Source organism: Variovorax sp. P4_D9 (assembly GCF_056401695.1).
In genome coordinates, this window is sequence record NZ_JBFUIU010000164.1 from 1 (window position 1) to 14,112 (window position 14,112).

Sequence of the window (14,112 nt, forward strand, 5' to 3'; positions counted from 1 at the left end):
AGCAACAGGTCCGGCAGGAGCAACAGGTCCGGCAGGCCCTCAGCGGTCGCGAACACCCACATGCTCAGGGCTTGGGCCGCGGCGGCGCCGATCAGGATCGGGCGGCGGCCCACGTGGTCCGACAGCCGGCCGGCGACCAGGAGCGACGACAGCACCGCGAGCGCATAGATGCCGAAGGCCAGCGTGAGCATCGTGGCAGAGAAGCCCCATTGCTTCTGGTAGATGGCATAGAAGGGCGTCGGCGCGCTCGATCCGGCCAGGAATCCCAGCGTCATCGAGGCCTGCAGCAGGAAAGCGGCGTTCGACGACAGCCGGCGCTGAGCCTGCGGCGGTGCGGCGATCGCGGTGGGGCAAAGGGATGACATGGCGACTCCGAGAAGAAAGCAGACAGACCGATCTGTCTGGTGCTTGCAGTGTACAGACCGGTCTGGTAATGTCAAGCCCATGGAAGCGAAACAATCAGTGGCTCCGGAACGCCGCTCGGCGCGCGAGCGCCTGCTGTCGGCGGCGGACGAACTCTTCTACGAAGGCAGCATTCATACGGTCGGCATCGAGCGCGTGATCGAGCGTGCCGGCGTCGCCAAGGCTTCGCTCTACGACTGCTTCGGCAGCAAGGAGGAGCTGATTCGCGCCTACCTGCAGGCGCGGCAGGAGGCCCGCAAGGCGCGCATCGACGCCAGGATCGCGCGCGGCGAGACGCCGCGCGATCGCCTGCTCGCCGTCTTCGATGCGATGGAGGACGTGATGGCCGCGCCCGGATTCCGGGGCTGCGCCTTCAATCGGGCGGCGGCCGAGTCGAAGCCGGGCACGCCGGTCAAGACCGCCTGCGACGACGCCCGCGGGTGGATGAAGGACCTTTTCACCGGCCTGGCCCGGGATGCCGGCGCCGCGGATCCCGATCACCTGGCGACCCAGCTGGTGCTGCTGTACGACGGCGCAGCGGTTTCCGGCCAATTGGGGGCGGGCAGCGGCGCCGCCGTCGCGGCGCGCGAGATGGCGGCCCTGATGCTGGATGCGGCGACATCGACAGGCCGCGCCAGGTCGAAGCCCAGGGCAGCGGCGTAGGTGCTACTTGCCGATGATCGTCATCTCGCGATCGTTGGCGGTCACCTCGAAGTTCTCCAACAAATCGCGGCCGAGCTGGGCGACCGACGACTTGTCGCCCAGCGAGGCCACGACGACGGTGGCCTGCCGTAGCCTGAAGGGCCCGAAAGTCATCGGCACGCCTTCGATGCGGCGCCCGTCCAGGACACCGCCCGCGGTCTGCACATGGGCCGGGCTGCCTCCGATCAGGTTCGCCCGGGCAGCGAAATCCTCGGTCACCGCAACGCCTGCCTGCAGGGTGACGCCGCGGTCGATCACGAACTGCACCGGGAAGCCGTTGACCGAGCCGCGAATCCAGAAGCGGCCGTCCTGGCCGATCGGCACCGTGACCTGGTGGGAGCCATCGATGGCGATCTTCTGTGTCTTCGGGCTCGGCGCCGCCGCGGCATCAAGCAGCACGCAGCCGCGGGCGCGCAGCTGGCCCGGCTCCGAGCCTGGCGGGAGATTGGTGTAGCTCTTGCCGCATTTGAAGATCGGCTCGGCGGCCGCCGCCGGCAGCAGGGCCATGGCAAGGAAGGCAAGGGGCAGCAGCGCGCCGAGGCGGCGCGGCGTCCGCGGGAACCTGAAGGAGTCGCTCATGGTGTCACCTCGCGTTGGACAACATATCGAACGATGCGCCCATGGTGGCCCCCGTGGCGTCGGACGTTTCCTACGCCGGCCGAACGGCCTGCTGGAGACGATCGGCGGCGGCGCGGGCTGGCCCGTCTCTCTCAGAACTGCAGCGCCACCGAACCCAGGTCCGGGAAGCTTGCTTCGACCCGATCGCCTGCCGCCGCGTCCTCCAGGCCGCACCAGGTACCGGTGGTGACCACGGTGCCGGCGGGCAGCGTCCGGCCGTCGCGGGTTGCATGGGCCAGCCACTGCGGCAGCAGCCAGGCCGGATCGCCCAGCGAATGCGTGCCCTCGAAGCCCTGGACCGGCCCGCCGCCTATCTTGAGCTCGCAGCGCTGGCGTGACCAGTCGCGCACTTCGAAGGGACGCCATTCGCCCAGCACCAGGGCGCCATGGGCCTGCTGGTCGGCCAGCTTGAGCAGGGCCACGGCGGCGGGGTCGCCCCCGGGCAGAGGGAGGGCCCAGCGGATGTCCACCACTTCGATTGCCACCGCCATTGCGTCGACCAGATCCTGCGCGGGCGGCGCCTTGCCGCCTTCCCAGCCGGCGACCTCGTCCGCCGTGACATCGCGCCGGGTGCGCAGCGCGACTTCGGCCTCGACGCCGCGGCGATGGAAGTGCTGCGCCTGCAGCGAGGCGGCCTGCCCGTCCGCCACGGCATGCACGCCGCCTGGCGGCAGGCCGGCGTGCGTCAGTGCGCCCAGGCGCGAGGGCCCGCCCGACTTCCAGTAGCGCGGCGCCGCGCCGCCGAACCATCCGAGCGCGGCCGCCACGCGGTCCTGCACCGCGTAGGCCTCGTCGGCATCCTCGAGCAAACCGAGCCAGGGCGCGATCGCGAGCGCCAGCCCGCTGCGCCGCGCGCCAGCGAGGGCGTCGACCAGCGGCTGCAACCGATCGTCACCATGGGGCGTTCGGGCGGCGCTCATAACATCAGGCTCACATGGGCCGACACCACGCGCCAGCCTTCGGGCATGCGGACCCAGGTCTGGCTCTGGCGGCCGATGCGCTCGCTGCCCTCGCGGCGGAACTCGATGTTGGCTACCGCGAAGTCGGTGCCGAAGGTGGTGATTGCGCGCGCCGTGATCTCGCGCTCCAGGTTGTTCGAGGGCCGGCCTCGGCGAAAGGCCTGGATCGCTTCGAAGCCGTAGAGGTTCTCGCCGGCGCCGTAGCGCAGCGTGTGGGGCGAATCCCAGAACAGGCGGTCGAGCGCCGGCACGTCGTTGCTGGTGAGCGCGCGTTCGTATTCGTCGAAGACGGCCTCGACTTCGGCGAGGACGGGCGGCAGGTTGATGGCGAGGTCCATGGACATCCGGATGAAGGTTGGGAGCTTCGATTGCGCGGCATTCCGCGTTGGCGCAATGAACACTCAAGAAGCGTACCAGGGCGTCGGCGGACGGGCCCGGCTCAGCAGGTGACGCCGCCGTCGATCACGAGGCTCTGCCCCGTCATGAAGGCGCCGGCCTGCGAGGCGAGGAACACGGCCGCGCCGGCGATCTCGTCGGGCTCGCCGATGCGCCGCAGCGGCGTGCTCGCGGTGCGGCGCTGCAAGGTCTCGGGATCTTCCCAGAGAGCACGCGCGAAGTCGGTCTTGATGAGGCCGGGCGCGATGCAGTTGACGCGCACGTTGTGCGGGCCGTACTCGACCGCGAGGTTGCGCGCCAGCTGGAAGTCGGCCGCTTTCGAGATGTTGTAGGCGCCGATCACCGGCGAGCCGCGCAGGCCGCCGATCGAGGACACGATGATGATCGAGCCGTCCTTGCGCTCGATCATCTGCGGCACCGCGAAGTTGATCAGCCAGTGGTTGGCGATCACGTTGTTCTCGAGGATCTTGCGGAACTGGTCGTCCCCGATGCCGCCGAGCGGGCCGTAGTAGGGGTTGGATGCGGCGTTGCACACCACGATGTCGACCCGGCCGAACTGCCGCGTGGTCTCGTCGACCAGATGCTTGAGCTCGTCCTTCGACGAGATGTTGGCGGGTATCGAGATGGCGGCGCCGTCGCCCTGCGCGCGGTTGATCTCGTCGCGAACCTCGGCGCAGGCTTCGGCCTTGCGCGACGAGATCACGACCCTGGCGCCGTGTTCGGCCAGCCGCAGCGCAATGGCCCGGCCGATGCCGCGCGACGACCCCGTGACGATGGCCACCTTGCCGGCCAGAGAGAACAAAGACATGGATGCCTCCTGTGAAGCGAACGATAGCAGGGGTCGCGCCGGCACGAGCACGCTGTCGGCCCGGCGGGGCGTGACACATGCTCCACCCGATGGAGGTTGCCATCCTTCGTGATGCAGGGTTAGCCTCGCGTCACCCCTTGCCCTTTCCCTTGCCCCTGGCGCTGGCGCTGGCGAAGGCGAAGGCGAAGGCGATCATGGCGTTGGCCGCAAGCCGCCAATTCGCAGGGCGACGGGCGAGGACGATCAGAAGAGGAGTGGATCATGGTGACCAAGACAGCTTCTCGCGCCGGCAGCAACGCGGTCTCCCTGCATGTCGGCCTCAACGCAGTCAGCGCAGACGCCTACGCGGGTTGGGACGGTCCACTCTCGGCCTGCGAATTCGATGCCATGGACATGGCCGCCATCGCGAAGTCCCACGCCATGAAGTCCACGGTGCTCCTGACCAAGAAAGCCGCCCGGGCCAATGTTCTCGCCGCGATGCGAAGCGCGTCCAGCGCGCTCAAGGCCGGCGGGATCTTCTTCATGAGTTATTCCGGCCATGGCGGCCAGGTGAAGGACATCGATCATGACGAGGCCGACCAGAAGGACGAAACCTGGTGCCTTTACGACGGGCAGTTGATCGACGACGAGCTCTACTTCGAGCTCAGCAAGTTCGCGGCCGGCGTGCGCATCCTGCTGTTGTCCGACAGCTGCCACAGCGGTACCGTGGCGCGCGACATGCCGCCCCCTCCGCCCCCGGGCATGCGCTCCAAGATGATGCCCCTGGCGGTGCAGATGCGAGTCAATGAAGCGCACGCGGACTTCTACGAAAAGCTCCAGCGAGAGGTCAAGAAAGCGGCGGGCGGCATGGTGGTCGATCCCGATACGGCACTTTCGCAGGTAGGCACCGCGGGGCAGGCGGGCACGGTGGTGGCCAAGTTCAATCCGGCCGTCATTCTGATTTCGGGCTGCCAGGACAATCAGACCTCGATGGATGGCGACCACAACGGCGCCTTCACCGAGAAGCTCCTGAAGGTCTGGAACCAGGGGGCGTTCAAGGGCAGCTACGGCAACTTCTACGCCCGCATCAAGGCGGCGATGCCGGCGACGCAATCGCCCAACCTGTTCGTTCTCGGTGATGCCGCGGCTTTCCTCAAGCAAACACCGTTCACGGTCTGAGCTGCCGACAACGCCGCAGACCCACACACTGCGCTGCCGCTGGCGAGCCTTCCGCCCTGCGGGCGACGAAACCACTTGTTTCAATATTCGCTGCTTCCGATGCCGTCCGTCGGATTGTGCTGAAGACCCGCCATGGATGAAGATGCGCTGCAGGCCATGGTTCTCGTCCGGCGGCGGCGAAAAAGCAAGAGGAGCACATGCCAGACGCAACGCCAGAGATCTTCTTCAGCTATTCGCGCGAAGATGCCGAACTGGTGCTGAAGATCGCCGCCGCATTGCGGCGGGACGGCCGCCGCGTCTGGGTCGATCAACTCGACATTGCCAAGGGCGCACGCTGGGACGAGGAAGTCGAGAAAGCGCTGCAGACCTCTTCGTGTCTGCTGGCGGTGCTCTCCCCGGCCGCAGTCGCGTCGAAGAATGTGATGGACGAAGTGTCCTATGCCCTCGGCGAAAACAAGAAAGTCATCCCCGTGCTGGCGAAGAACTGCGTCATTCCCTTTCGGCTCAAACGCCTGCAGTTCGTCAGCTTCGTCGATGACTACGATCGGGGCTATCGGGAACTGGCCGCTGCACTCGACGACCGCCCGGCGCCGCCACCCGGCGACACGGATGTTCCGCGGCCCGCATCCGGGCGCAGAACCAACCAGGCCTTGGTCTTGCTGGTGGCCGTGCTGCTGACGATCGCAGGCTATCTCGCGGTCAGCCGTCCGACGTCGGCCCCGCCGGCCGAAGCAAGCTCCACGGTGAAGCCGCCCGAGGCTCCCCAGGAGGCCGTCGACACGCGGGCACCCGCGGCGCAACCTCCACCGGTCGCGGTCAAAAACGTACCCGCTCCCGCGGAAGCTCCCGTGCAGCCGGTGCCGCTGGCTCCGGTACCCATGCCGCCGGTCGACGTGGCACCGCCTGCGCCGACGCGGCAGGTCGCCACCGACAGCCAACTCAGGGATTTCGTCCGGCTATACCTCCACGCGCAGGGCCATTCGAGCGCCAGCGAGCTGATGTCCTTCTATGCCGAGGAGGTCGAGTATTTCGACCAGCGGCACGCCACGAAGGCCTTCATCCTGAAGGACAAAGTGGCTTATCAACGCCGCTGGCCGGAGTTGGAGAACCAGCTCGTGGGGCCGATCGAGATCGATCGGTCATCAGGGGACGGATCGGCGCTGCTGTCGTACACGATCAGGTACTCCGTACGAAGCCCGGCACGCGGCGACAGCAAGTCGGGCACGGCGCGGGATGAATTGCGCGTGCGCCCGATCGATGGACAGCTGCTGATCGTCGAGCAGCGCCAGCGGATCCTCAACGCCCAGAACTGATCCGATGCGCGCCATCCGCGATTCAGCGGTGCTCTGGCCTCTGCTGCTGGCCGCAATGCTCGTTCAGGCCTGCGACAAGGGCAGCTTCCCGGTGGCCATCGATCCGGGACACACCCGGTCCGGTCCGGGTGCCACGAGCGCCCGGGGCGTTCCGGAGGCCTGGTTCAACGAGCAACTGGCCACCGTCGTTCTGGAGCAATTGCGGCGTGCCGGATTCGGGCAGTCTTTTCTGACGGTCGAGGACCAGGCCTCGATCACGCTGCCCGAAAGGGCCGCGCGCGCCAATGAGCGCCACGCGCGACTGTTCCTCTCGCTGCATCACGACTCGGTGCAGCCCCACTACATGTCGGACTGGCAATACGAGGGCAGGGCGCAACGCTACAGCGACAGATTCAGCGGCTACTCGCTGTTCGTGTCGGCAAGGAATGCCGACCCGCGCGGCAGCCTGCGGATGGCCGAGTTGCTCGGCACCGAACTCCGCCGTCGCCAACTGGCACCCTCGCTGCATCACGCCGAACCGATCGCCGGAGAGAACAGAACCCTGATCGATTCGGCACGCGGCATCTACCGGTTCGACGATCTGGTGGTACTCAAGGCGACCGCGATGCCGGCGGTGCTGATCGAGGCCGGGCTGATCGTGAACAGGCAGGACGAAATGCAGCTCGACAGCCCGTCGTTTCGCCGGACGCTCGCCGGGGCGGTCACCGATGCGGTGCGGCAGTTCTGCGACCAAGGCCGGCGGCAACGCCGCTCACGCCCTACGCGTTGAATTCAGGGGCAGCCTCAAGGCGGCGACGCCTTCAATTGCGCGAGTGTCTCCAGCAGGTCCGAGGCCTGCGGATGCGCAACACCGGGCGGCTGCGCCCCGATGTACGGCTCGAGCACGAACCTGGCTTCATTCCAGACAGAGTCCCACATGAGCGGCGAGGGCACGCGTGCCTTCAGGTCGCGCAGCGTCGCGATGAAGTACGGGGTGTCCTGTTCGAGGCGCCCGCGGACCAGGGCGACCAGGATGTCGAGCTCGGTCTGGCCGACCACCGACCAGAAGTCTGGCTGCTTCGTCACGGCCAGCTGCAGCGCGTCGCGGACGTCCCGGATGCGGGCGTCCGGCAGTTCGAGCGTGCGCCCGGCCAGCAGCGCGGCGCGAATCTCGGCGCTGAGGCAATTCTTCGCGGCGTAGAAGCGCTTGATCTCGCCGCTCTCCCTGGCCTTCTCGTCGGCCCGACGATAGTGCTCGGCGGCCTGGTCCAGCGCGGCGCTCGCGGCCTCCGCCTGGCCCGCGAGCCGTGACAGAGCGAGCGTTTTTCTCTTCCATCCCGAGCCCAGCAGGTTCTCGCGTTCATAGGTCGGCCTGATCGCGACCAGGCTCTGGAGCAGAGCGATGCCGGCTTCGATGCTTGCAATGTCGCCGGTCGACTCGCCCAGGCGCGTCAGTTGATTGCCCAGCTGCTCGGCAGCTCTCAGCGAAGCCGTGCCGTCCTCGGCGTCGACGGCCTTGCGATACCACGCGACGGCCTGCGCGCGCCTGCCGAGGCTCGCGTTGGCCTTGCCGAAGGCCTCGGCCACGATGCCCAATCCGCCCCACAGGGGACCGAAGACCTTTTCCAGGTAGACCAGCTTGTCGCCGAGACCGACCTTGTCCTCGTCCCGGTATTCGCCATCGACCGCGATCTTCTCGAGCGCGAGTTCGAGCGACACCCTCGAAGCCACGCCGGCCAGTTCGTCGGCCGGCGAGCGGCGCGGACCCTTGGCGTCCGCGGTCTCGCTGCGCCAGGTCCAGTCCGGGTCGCCATAGCATTGGTACGCGGCCCAGGTGTTGCCCGCGCTGTCGGCGTTCCAGGCGGCCGCCCGGGCGGCGGCGACGGCTTCGCTGAAGCGTGCGCCGCCCAGCAGCGACTCGTAGAAGGTGGTCGCGAAGGTCTCCGCCGCGGCGTCATCGACGGCCCAGCCGGCGGCGACCACGCATCGCACGCCGATGCGGATCAGGGCCTCCGCGGTGTTGGCGGCAAACTGTGCGCGGTCGTACGACTTCGGACCCGCATCGGGCTTGAGTACGCTCGAGGCCTCGCGACCCGCGAGGTGGCAGCAGTTGAGGAACACGAGTTCCGGCACCACGCGCATCGCCTGGATCTCGTTCGCGCCCAGGAAGGTGTTGCTGCCGGACAGCACGACGCCGCCGTTCGGCCCGAAGGCGCCGTGCCCCGCGATGTGCACCGCGCGATAGGGCTGCTTGAACAGCGCGTTCAGGATGGTCTGCGCGTTCGGCTGCTCGACCAGCGACACCACGGCGCCGGCCGCGCGAACGGACTGCAGGCGGTTGGCCACCGCCACGGCCTCGCGGCGGGCGCCCTCCAGGCGCGGATAGCGCTGGGGGTCGCATTCCGGTTCACCGATGACCAGGATGGCGGCCTCTGGGGTGGCATCGCGCGGCTTGGCGCGGAAGTCCTCCAGCCGCAGCTTGCGGATCAGCTTGCTGCGGATCGCCCACGGCCGCTGGTCGTCGGAGCTCGGGTCGGGGTTCGAGTTGAGCAGCTCCCAGGGGATGCCGGCCGTGTTGGGCTCCAGCTCGATCACCATCTCGCTGGTACCGCCGAGGAAAGGTTCCATCTCGATCGGCACCAGCAGGTTGAACAGGGTGCGGCCGATCGATGGGTCGGGGTTGCCGTCGTTCGAAGCACTTGCCACCATGTCGCGCAGCAGGTTGCCCTGCGCATGCTGCGCGCGAACCTCGGTCCGCGCGCGTTGGGTATCGAGGGTGTAGGCAATCACCGGATTGGCGGCACTGCTGTTGGGGGCACGAAGCGCGCTGATCAGGTCGTAGCTGGTGCCGCGGTAGCCCGAATCGACCATCCGCGTCATGGCGCCGGCGCCCGATTCGACGTGGCCGACGACCTTCAACCGACCGGGCGCCGCCGTCTGCTGCACGTGAAGCGCGCGCCACGCATCGCCGGCACGGTCCAGGTACAACTCCACGATGACGAGCCGGCTGAGTTGCGGCCAGCCGCTCTTTGCCAGCCGCTGCTTGGCCTCGACCGCGGCTTGCGCCACGGCGATCGCCGCGGCGCCGGTGCTGATGCCCGAGCCGCCGCTGCCGATCAGGGTCGCGGCCAGTTCGAAGTCGGCGGGGGCACCACCCTCCGTTTCCGACAGCCGTTGGGCATAGGCGAGCATCGCCTGGCGCACCGTGAACACCAGATCGACCGCACGCAGCTTGCCCTCGGGGCCCAGGCCGCAGACGATGGCCGCAACCGGGCTGGCCATGCGCTTCGGGTTCTCGGGATCGCCGCGCCAATTGCCGAAGATCTGGTGCGAGCCGATCGCGTCCGGATACAGGCCGGCATCGAGGCCGCGGCTCATGCCCTTGGCGACCAGCCGATCGACGACGGCTTCGGCACCCGACAGCCGCATGGCGCTGTAGTGCCCCACCAGCAGCGCGGGCTGGACGAAGCGGATGTCCGCGTTGAGCACCTGCACCTCGAGTGCCGCCGTCGTGGGCAAGCGCAGCTTTGCGCTCGACGAGAAATCGAAGACGTCGGCATCGGTGGACGGGGGCGCCGAGTTGAACAGGCCGCGCGACGGCCGGCTGCGCACCACCGCGGCCAGCGGGACCGCGCCGGCGGATGCGCCGCGGTTGGCTTGGGCGAAGGCATCGAGCAGCGTGGTCGTGCCGGATGTCAAGAGATCGACATAGGCGGCCCAGGCCTGCTGCACGGCGGGCAGGCTGCCGTGTTCGGCATCGAGCTTCCAGGTCCGCACGCCCAACTGCATCGCGCTCTCGTAGGTGACGCGGCCGTCGCCCGCATCGGACGAGCCCAGGTACTCGAGGCCGACGTTGCTGTCGATCACGCATCCCGTGGGTGTGAACGGCCCCCGCCCCACGACCAGCAGGATCTTCGCCTTGGCGTCACCCAGCGCGGCGGCCTGCTCGTCGAGCTGGCGGCGCAGGCGGGTCGCGGTATCGAGGACCTGCTGCGGCGGCGCGCTCCAGTCGTAGACGGCCTTCTGCGTGTCGAGCCGATGCCAGACGCTGCGCGTGGCCAATGCGTCCCTGTCGGCCTTGACCAGCGCGTCCCATTTTGTTGCGTCGCCCAGGCCGTAGGCCGGATCGAGCAGGCCGGCCTGCATCTGCAACAGGCCCGGCATGCCTGCCATGATCCTGCGCGCCTCGCCGTTGTGCAGCAACGATCCGAAGGCCACCAGCGCGTTGCCGAAATTGTCGTCGCCCGAGAGAATCTGCATCGGCGCCCAGGACCCCGCGTTGGGTACGCCGAGCATTAGCACGCGGGCGTCGGCATGCGCCATCAGTCGGCTCCAGGTCTGCGGCGACACGATCTGCATCGTGCGGGCAACCAGGCCGCCCATCGAATGGGCGAGCAGCCGCACCGGCTGGCCGCTGGCCGCGCGCGCGTCGAGCTCCGCGTCGACGGCTGCGGCCAGGCGCCGCGCCTCGTCCTCGATCGGCCGCCGCCAGTCGAAGGCGAAGGGGATCACGGTGTGGGTCTCGGCCAGGCGATCGATGAGACCTTCGTAGGTGCCCTTGATCGGACCGTCGGGCTGGATGTCGTCGGCGGTCGCCGGGTCCCACTTGAGCTGCAGGAGCCCGTTCAGGAAGGCGATGCCCAACCAGACCCGCGTGGCGCCGACCTTAAGGTTCGAGCCGAGGATGCCGGGCAGGACGAAGACCGCCGGGCGCGCCGCGGCTGCCAGCTCCTCGGCCGGCGAGCGAGCGCCGCGCGCGAGCAGGCCTTGCAAGGCGGCCCGGGAACCGTCGGAGCTCTCGCCGCGCCACGACAACGGCCCGATGGCGGCGAACCCCTGCGGCGCGTTCTCCAGCAGCGCGCCGACGATGGCATCGACGGTGCTGGCGTTGCTGAAATAGTTGAAGTGGCTGACCTTGGCGCCGCGGTCGAGCAGGAAGCTGGCGCTGCCCGCGGCGGCCCGCGGCACGCCGCCATACATCGAGCCGGTCTGCACCACCAGGTCGTTGTCGGCCCAGTAGAACGCGTCGGCCATCAAGGTCTTGACCCAGGAGCCGATCGAGTCGCCCTGCATGTCGCCGGCCACGACGCGCAGGTCGMCGGGGATCTGGACGTTGCCCATGTCGAGCCACTTGACGATCGGGCTCTCGGGCATCATCGCCTCGAGGCCGGGAAGCTGCGTCGGGTCGGCGCGGCGCCGCGCGACCTCGTGCAGAAAATCGACCAGCTCCGGCGCCACCGGCACGCCCGCGAGCTTGAGCCCCCACTGGAGTATCGAGAGGTAGGCATCGAGCCGGGCCGATGCCAGCGTGGTTCCGCGCGCCGGGCAGGCGACGCGCACCATGCGCTCGATGCGCAAGCCCTTCAGCTGCGCTTCGGCCACCAGCGCCTGCAGATCCGCCCGCTCGTCGTCGTAGGCGGCGGCTGCGAACAGCGAGAGTTCCGCTTCGCCGAGCGCGGCGCCGCTGCAGGCGCGCGCCAGCACCTCGGCCACCAGCCCGCCGCGCGAATGCGTGAGCAGGTGCAGGCGGGCGCCCGCGGGCAGCGCGCGCACCAGGGCCAGCGCATTGCCGATCGGGCTCTTGCCGAGGGTCGGGTGATCGAGCGCATAGACGCGGTTGCCGTATTGGCTGAACAGCGCGCGCACCTTCTCCGGGTGCAGCAGCCACAGCTTGCCGAAGGTGCTCAAGGTATCGACGAAGGTGCCGTGCACCAGGACCAGCAGAGGGCCGCCGTCCTCGGCCGGCGGCACCGGAGCGGCGCGGATCGCGCCCTTCATGAAGGGTTCGGGTTGCCAATCGGTCGGCAGGCGGTAGACGCCTTCGACGACGGCGCCGTCGACCTTCTTTGTGATCAGCGAGGCGGCGAGCGTCGCCGCGTCGTCCTTGCCGAAGCCGGTCAGGACCTTGAAGGCGGAGAGCGCCACCTCGCCCATCCAGCCGCGTGTCGCGCCGCGGCTGGCGGCCGCCTCCAGGCCGGGCCAGCCTAGTTGCGGCGTGACGACCAGCGCGCCGGCATCCGTGATCGCGACCGCGCCGCGTGTACCGGCGGGGGCCTGCGAGCGCAGCAGGTCGGCGGCGCTCTGCGGGCTCAGCACCAGCGTCGGCCCATTGGCGATGGTCAACTCGACCACATCCTCGCCGTCGCGGGCGACCACGCTGGCCATGTCATCCTCGCCGCGCGTCGCCGCAGCGGTGCCCGCCGCGAGCGTCCGGGTGGCCGCGACCGCAACGGCGCCGCGGGCCGTGGTCGCAGCGGCCCGGTCGGCCGCCATGCCCGAATCCCCTTTCAGCAACCGGTTGGGGATGACGAAGGTGATGTTCCTGACAGGATCGGTCAATGAAACCTCCTTGCGGAATTCCATCTCGACGGATCGTCGGCCAAGGAAAGCAGCGGGCGAGGGGAGGTCGAGGGCGGGTGACGCAGTATGTCTTCGAAGACAGTCGGCGCCAAGTTCGCGCTCGGGCAGGCTCAGGGCAGCTCGGAACGCCTGGGCATGTYGGCACCGCGGCGGGAGCAGGTGATCGCCGCGGCCTGCGCCGCGAAGCGCAGCAGCGCCTCCAGTTGCCTGTGGTCTAGCGCCGCCAGCGCCGCGGGCGCGAGTGCATCGTGTTCATCCAGCCAGGTCAACAGCGCGGCCTGGAAGGTGTCGCCGGCGCCGACCGTGTCGACCACTTTCACGGGCCAGGACGGCGCCTCGGCCCGGACCCTGGCTGTCCACGCGCTGGAGCCCGCGCCCCCGCGCGTGACCACCACCAGTGCCGCGCCCCGCATCAGCCATCGCGACGCCACCTGCTCGGGTGATTCGCCCGGGTAAAGCAGGGCGAGGTCTTCCTCGCTCACCTTGACCAGGTGCGCCAGCGCGACCATGTCCTCGACCAGTTCGCGCCAGCGGGCAATGTCCGGTTCGACATTGAGCCGGACGTTGGGGTCGTAGGCGATCAGGCATCGGGCACGCGCGGCTGCCGCGAGCGCGCGCAGCGTGCTGCCGACCGGCTCCACCACGAGCGCGTAGGAGCCGAACTGCAGCACGCGCGCTTCCGCCGGCAGCGCGGGGAGCATGCGGGGCGTGAGCTGCCGGTCGGCCGAGCCGTCGCCGTGAAAGTCGTAGCGAGGCACGCCGGTGGCGTCGATGCTGACGACGCTGAGCGTGCTCGGAGCGTCGCAGCGCAAGACGAGGGAGGTGTCGACACCCTCGGCCACCAGCGACGCCAGCAAGCGCTCGCCCATGGCGTCGGTCGACAGCGTGGAGAGGAAGGCCGCCGGCCGGGCCAGTCGGGCCAGGCCCTGCGCCACATTTAGGGGCGAGCCGCCGATGCGTGCATCGAGCCGCATGCCGGTGGGCGTGGACTCGCCCATGTAGACGTCCATCAGAGCTTCACCGCAGACCACGAACATATTGATGTCTCCTTCGGGTTTCTACTAAATAAATCAACTTGATTTAATAACTCGAACCCAACTATAGTTGCATCGCCCCCCGACGCAAAGCCCCTCGAAGGGCCCCAGGTTTTTTTTCAAGCCCCGCAGGCGGTCCGCCTGCAATCCCCGGAGACAACCCGATGTTCAAGCTCACCCTCGCCGCCGCCCTGGCCTCTGCTGTGCTGGCCGCCCACCTCCCGGCCCAGGCCGCCGAGCCCGTGATCGGCCTGATCACCAAGACCGAGACCAACCCCTTCTTCGTCAAGATGAAGGAAGGCGCCACCGCCGAGGCCAAGGCCAAGGGCGCCAAGCTGCTGTCGGGCGCGGGCAAGACCGACGGCGACAACGCCGGCCAGGTC

At 68.8% G+C, this 14,112-nt stretch carries 11 protein-coding genes and 1 pseudogene; 5 read left to right on the top strand and 7 right to left on the bottom strand.

Translation table 11 applies throughout. From position 1 onward, the window contains the following. A partial coding sequence (locus tag AC1DY5_RS18800; protein ID WP_478113719.1) for an MFS transporter occupies positions 1 to 365 on the bottom strand: 365 nt, incomplete at its 3' end. A gap of 97 nt (positions 366 to 462) precedes the next feature. On the opposite strand from AC1DY5_RS18800, the gene AC1DY5_RS18805 reads away from it, so the two are divergent. Next, the gene (locus AC1DY5_RS18805) at positions 463 to 1,065 is read left to right on the top strand and encodes a TetR/AcrR family transcriptional regulator (protein WP_478113721.1); all 603 of its coding nucleotides are present in this window, start codon (positions 463 to 465) and stop codon (positions 1,063 to 1,065) included. Between the two features lie 3 nt (positions 1,066 to 1,068). Here AC1DY5_RS18805 and AC1DY5_RS18810 read toward each other — a convergent pair whose 3' ends face one another. The 4 genes from AC1DY5_RS18810 to AC1DY5_RS18825 form a co-directional block, all read right to left on the bottom strand. Continuing rightward, on the bottom strand, positions 1,069 to 1,683 hold the full coding sequence (locus tag AC1DY5_RS18810) for a retropepsin-like aspartic protease family protein (RefSeq protein ID WP_478113722.1): 615 nt from the start codon (positions 1,681 to 1,683) through the stop codon (positions 1,069 to 1,071). A gap of 131 nt (positions 1,684 to 1,814) precedes the next feature. Next, positions 1,815 to 2,642 carry a fumarylacetoacetate hydrolase family protein gene (locus AC1DY5_RS18815; RefSeq protein WP_478113724.1) on the bottom strand — a complete coding sequence of 276 codons (828 nt, stop codon included), beginning with the start codon at positions 2,640 to 2,642 and terminating at the stop codon, positions 1,815 to 1,817. Next, a complete protein-coding gene (hpxZ, locus tag AC1DY5_RS18820) occupies positions 2,639 to 3,019 on the bottom strand; it encodes an oxalurate catabolism protein HpxZ (protein WP_478113725.1) in 381 nt (126 codons plus the stop codon). The genes AC1DY5_RS18815 and hpxZ overlap by 4 nt, the downstream gene beginning before the upstream one ends. Before the next feature lie 101 nt (positions 3,020 to 3,120). Further along, on the bottom strand, positions 3,121 to 3,885 hold the full coding sequence (locus tag AC1DY5_RS18825; RefSeq protein ID WP_478113727.1) for an SDR family oxidoreductase: 765 nt from the start codon (positions 3,883 to 3,885) through the stop codon (positions 3,121 to 3,123). Between the two features lie 261 nt (positions 3,886 to 4,146). On the opposite strand from AC1DY5_RS18825, the gene AC1DY5_RS18830 reads away from it, so the two are divergent. The 3 genes from AC1DY5_RS18830 to AC1DY5_RS18840 all read left to right on the top strand — a co-directional run bounded on the left by AC1DY5_RS18830 (position 4,147) and on the right by AC1DY5_RS18840 (position 7,125). Then, a complete protein-coding gene (locus AC1DY5_RS18830; RefSeq protein ID WP_478113728.1) occupies positions 4,147 to 5,043 on the top strand; it encodes a caspase family protein in 897 nt (298 codons plus the stop codon). Between the two features lie 197 nt (positions 5,044 to 5,240). Continuing rightward, positions 5,241 to 6,356, top strand: a complete 1,116-nt coding sequence (locus AC1DY5_RS18835; protein WP_478113730.1) for a toll/interleukin-1 receptor domain-containing protein — start codon at positions 5,241 to 5,243, stop codon at positions 6,354 to 6,356. Positions 6,357 to 6,360: 4 nt separating this feature from the next. Beyond that, positions 6,361 to 7,125, top strand: a complete 765-nt coding sequence (locus tag AC1DY5_RS18840) for an N-acetylmuramoyl-L-alanine amidase family protein (RefSeq protein WP_478113732.1) — start codon at positions 6,361 to 6,363, stop codon at positions 7,123 to 7,125. A gap of 14 nt (positions 7,126 to 7,139) precedes the next feature. Here the strand turns inward: AC1DY5_RS18840 and AC1DY5_RS18845 are convergent, their stop codons facing one another. Continuing rightward, positions 7,140 to 12,674, bottom strand: a complete 5,535-nt coding sequence (locus AC1DY5_RS18845; protein ID WP_478113734.1) for a CHAT domain-containing protein — start codon at positions 12,672 to 12,674, stop codon at positions 7,140 to 7,142. Between the two features lie 131 nt (positions 12,675 to 12,805). Then, the gene (locus AC1DY5_RS18850; protein WP_478113736.1) at positions 12,806 to 13,732 is read right to left on the bottom strand and encodes a carbohydrate kinase family protein; all 927 of its coding nucleotides are present in this window, start codon (positions 13,730 to 13,732) and stop codon (positions 12,806 to 12,808) included. 161 nt (positions 13,733 to 13,893) lie between these two features. Between AC1DY5_RS18850 and AC1DY5_RS18855 the strand changes: the two are divergent. Next, positions 13,894 to 14,112 (top strand): annotated as a pseudogene (locus AC1DY5_RS18855) (sugar ABC transporter substrate-binding protein); the annotation flags it as partial.

What these genes read in the sequence shown, in the direction of transcription:
- AC1DY5_RS18835 (WP_478113730.1), top strand. Translation starts at nt 5,241, where the DNA reads ATGCCAGACGCAACGCCAGAGATCTTCTTCAGCTATTCGCGCGAAGAT.
- AC1DY5_RS18840 (WP_478113732.1), top strand. Translation starts at nt 6,361, where the DNA reads ATGCGCGCCATCCGCGATTCAGCGGTGCTCTGGCCTCTGCTGCTGGCC.
- AC1DY5_RS18825 (WP_478113727.1), bottom strand. Translation starts at nt 3,885, where the DNA reads ATGTCTTTGTTCTCTCTGGCCGGCAAGGTGGCCATCGTCACGGGGTCG.
- AC1DY5_RS18815 (WP_478113724.1), bottom strand. Translation starts at nt 2,642, where the DNA reads ATGAGCGCCGCCCGAACGCCCCATGGTGACGATCGGTTGCAGCCGCTG.
- AC1DY5_RS18830 (WP_478113728.1), top strand. Translation starts at nt 4,147, where the DNA reads ATGGTGACCAAGACAGCTTCTCGCGCCGGCAGCAACGCGGTCTCCCTG.
- AC1DY5_RS18810 (WP_478113722.1), bottom strand. Translation starts at nt 1,683, where the DNA reads ATGAGCGACTCCTTCAGGTTCCCGCGGACGCCGCGCCGCCTCGGCGCG.
- hpxZ (WP_478113725.1), bottom strand. Translation starts at nt 3,019, where the DNA reads ATGGACCTCGCCATCAACCTGCCGCCCGTCCTCGCCGAAGTCGAGGCC.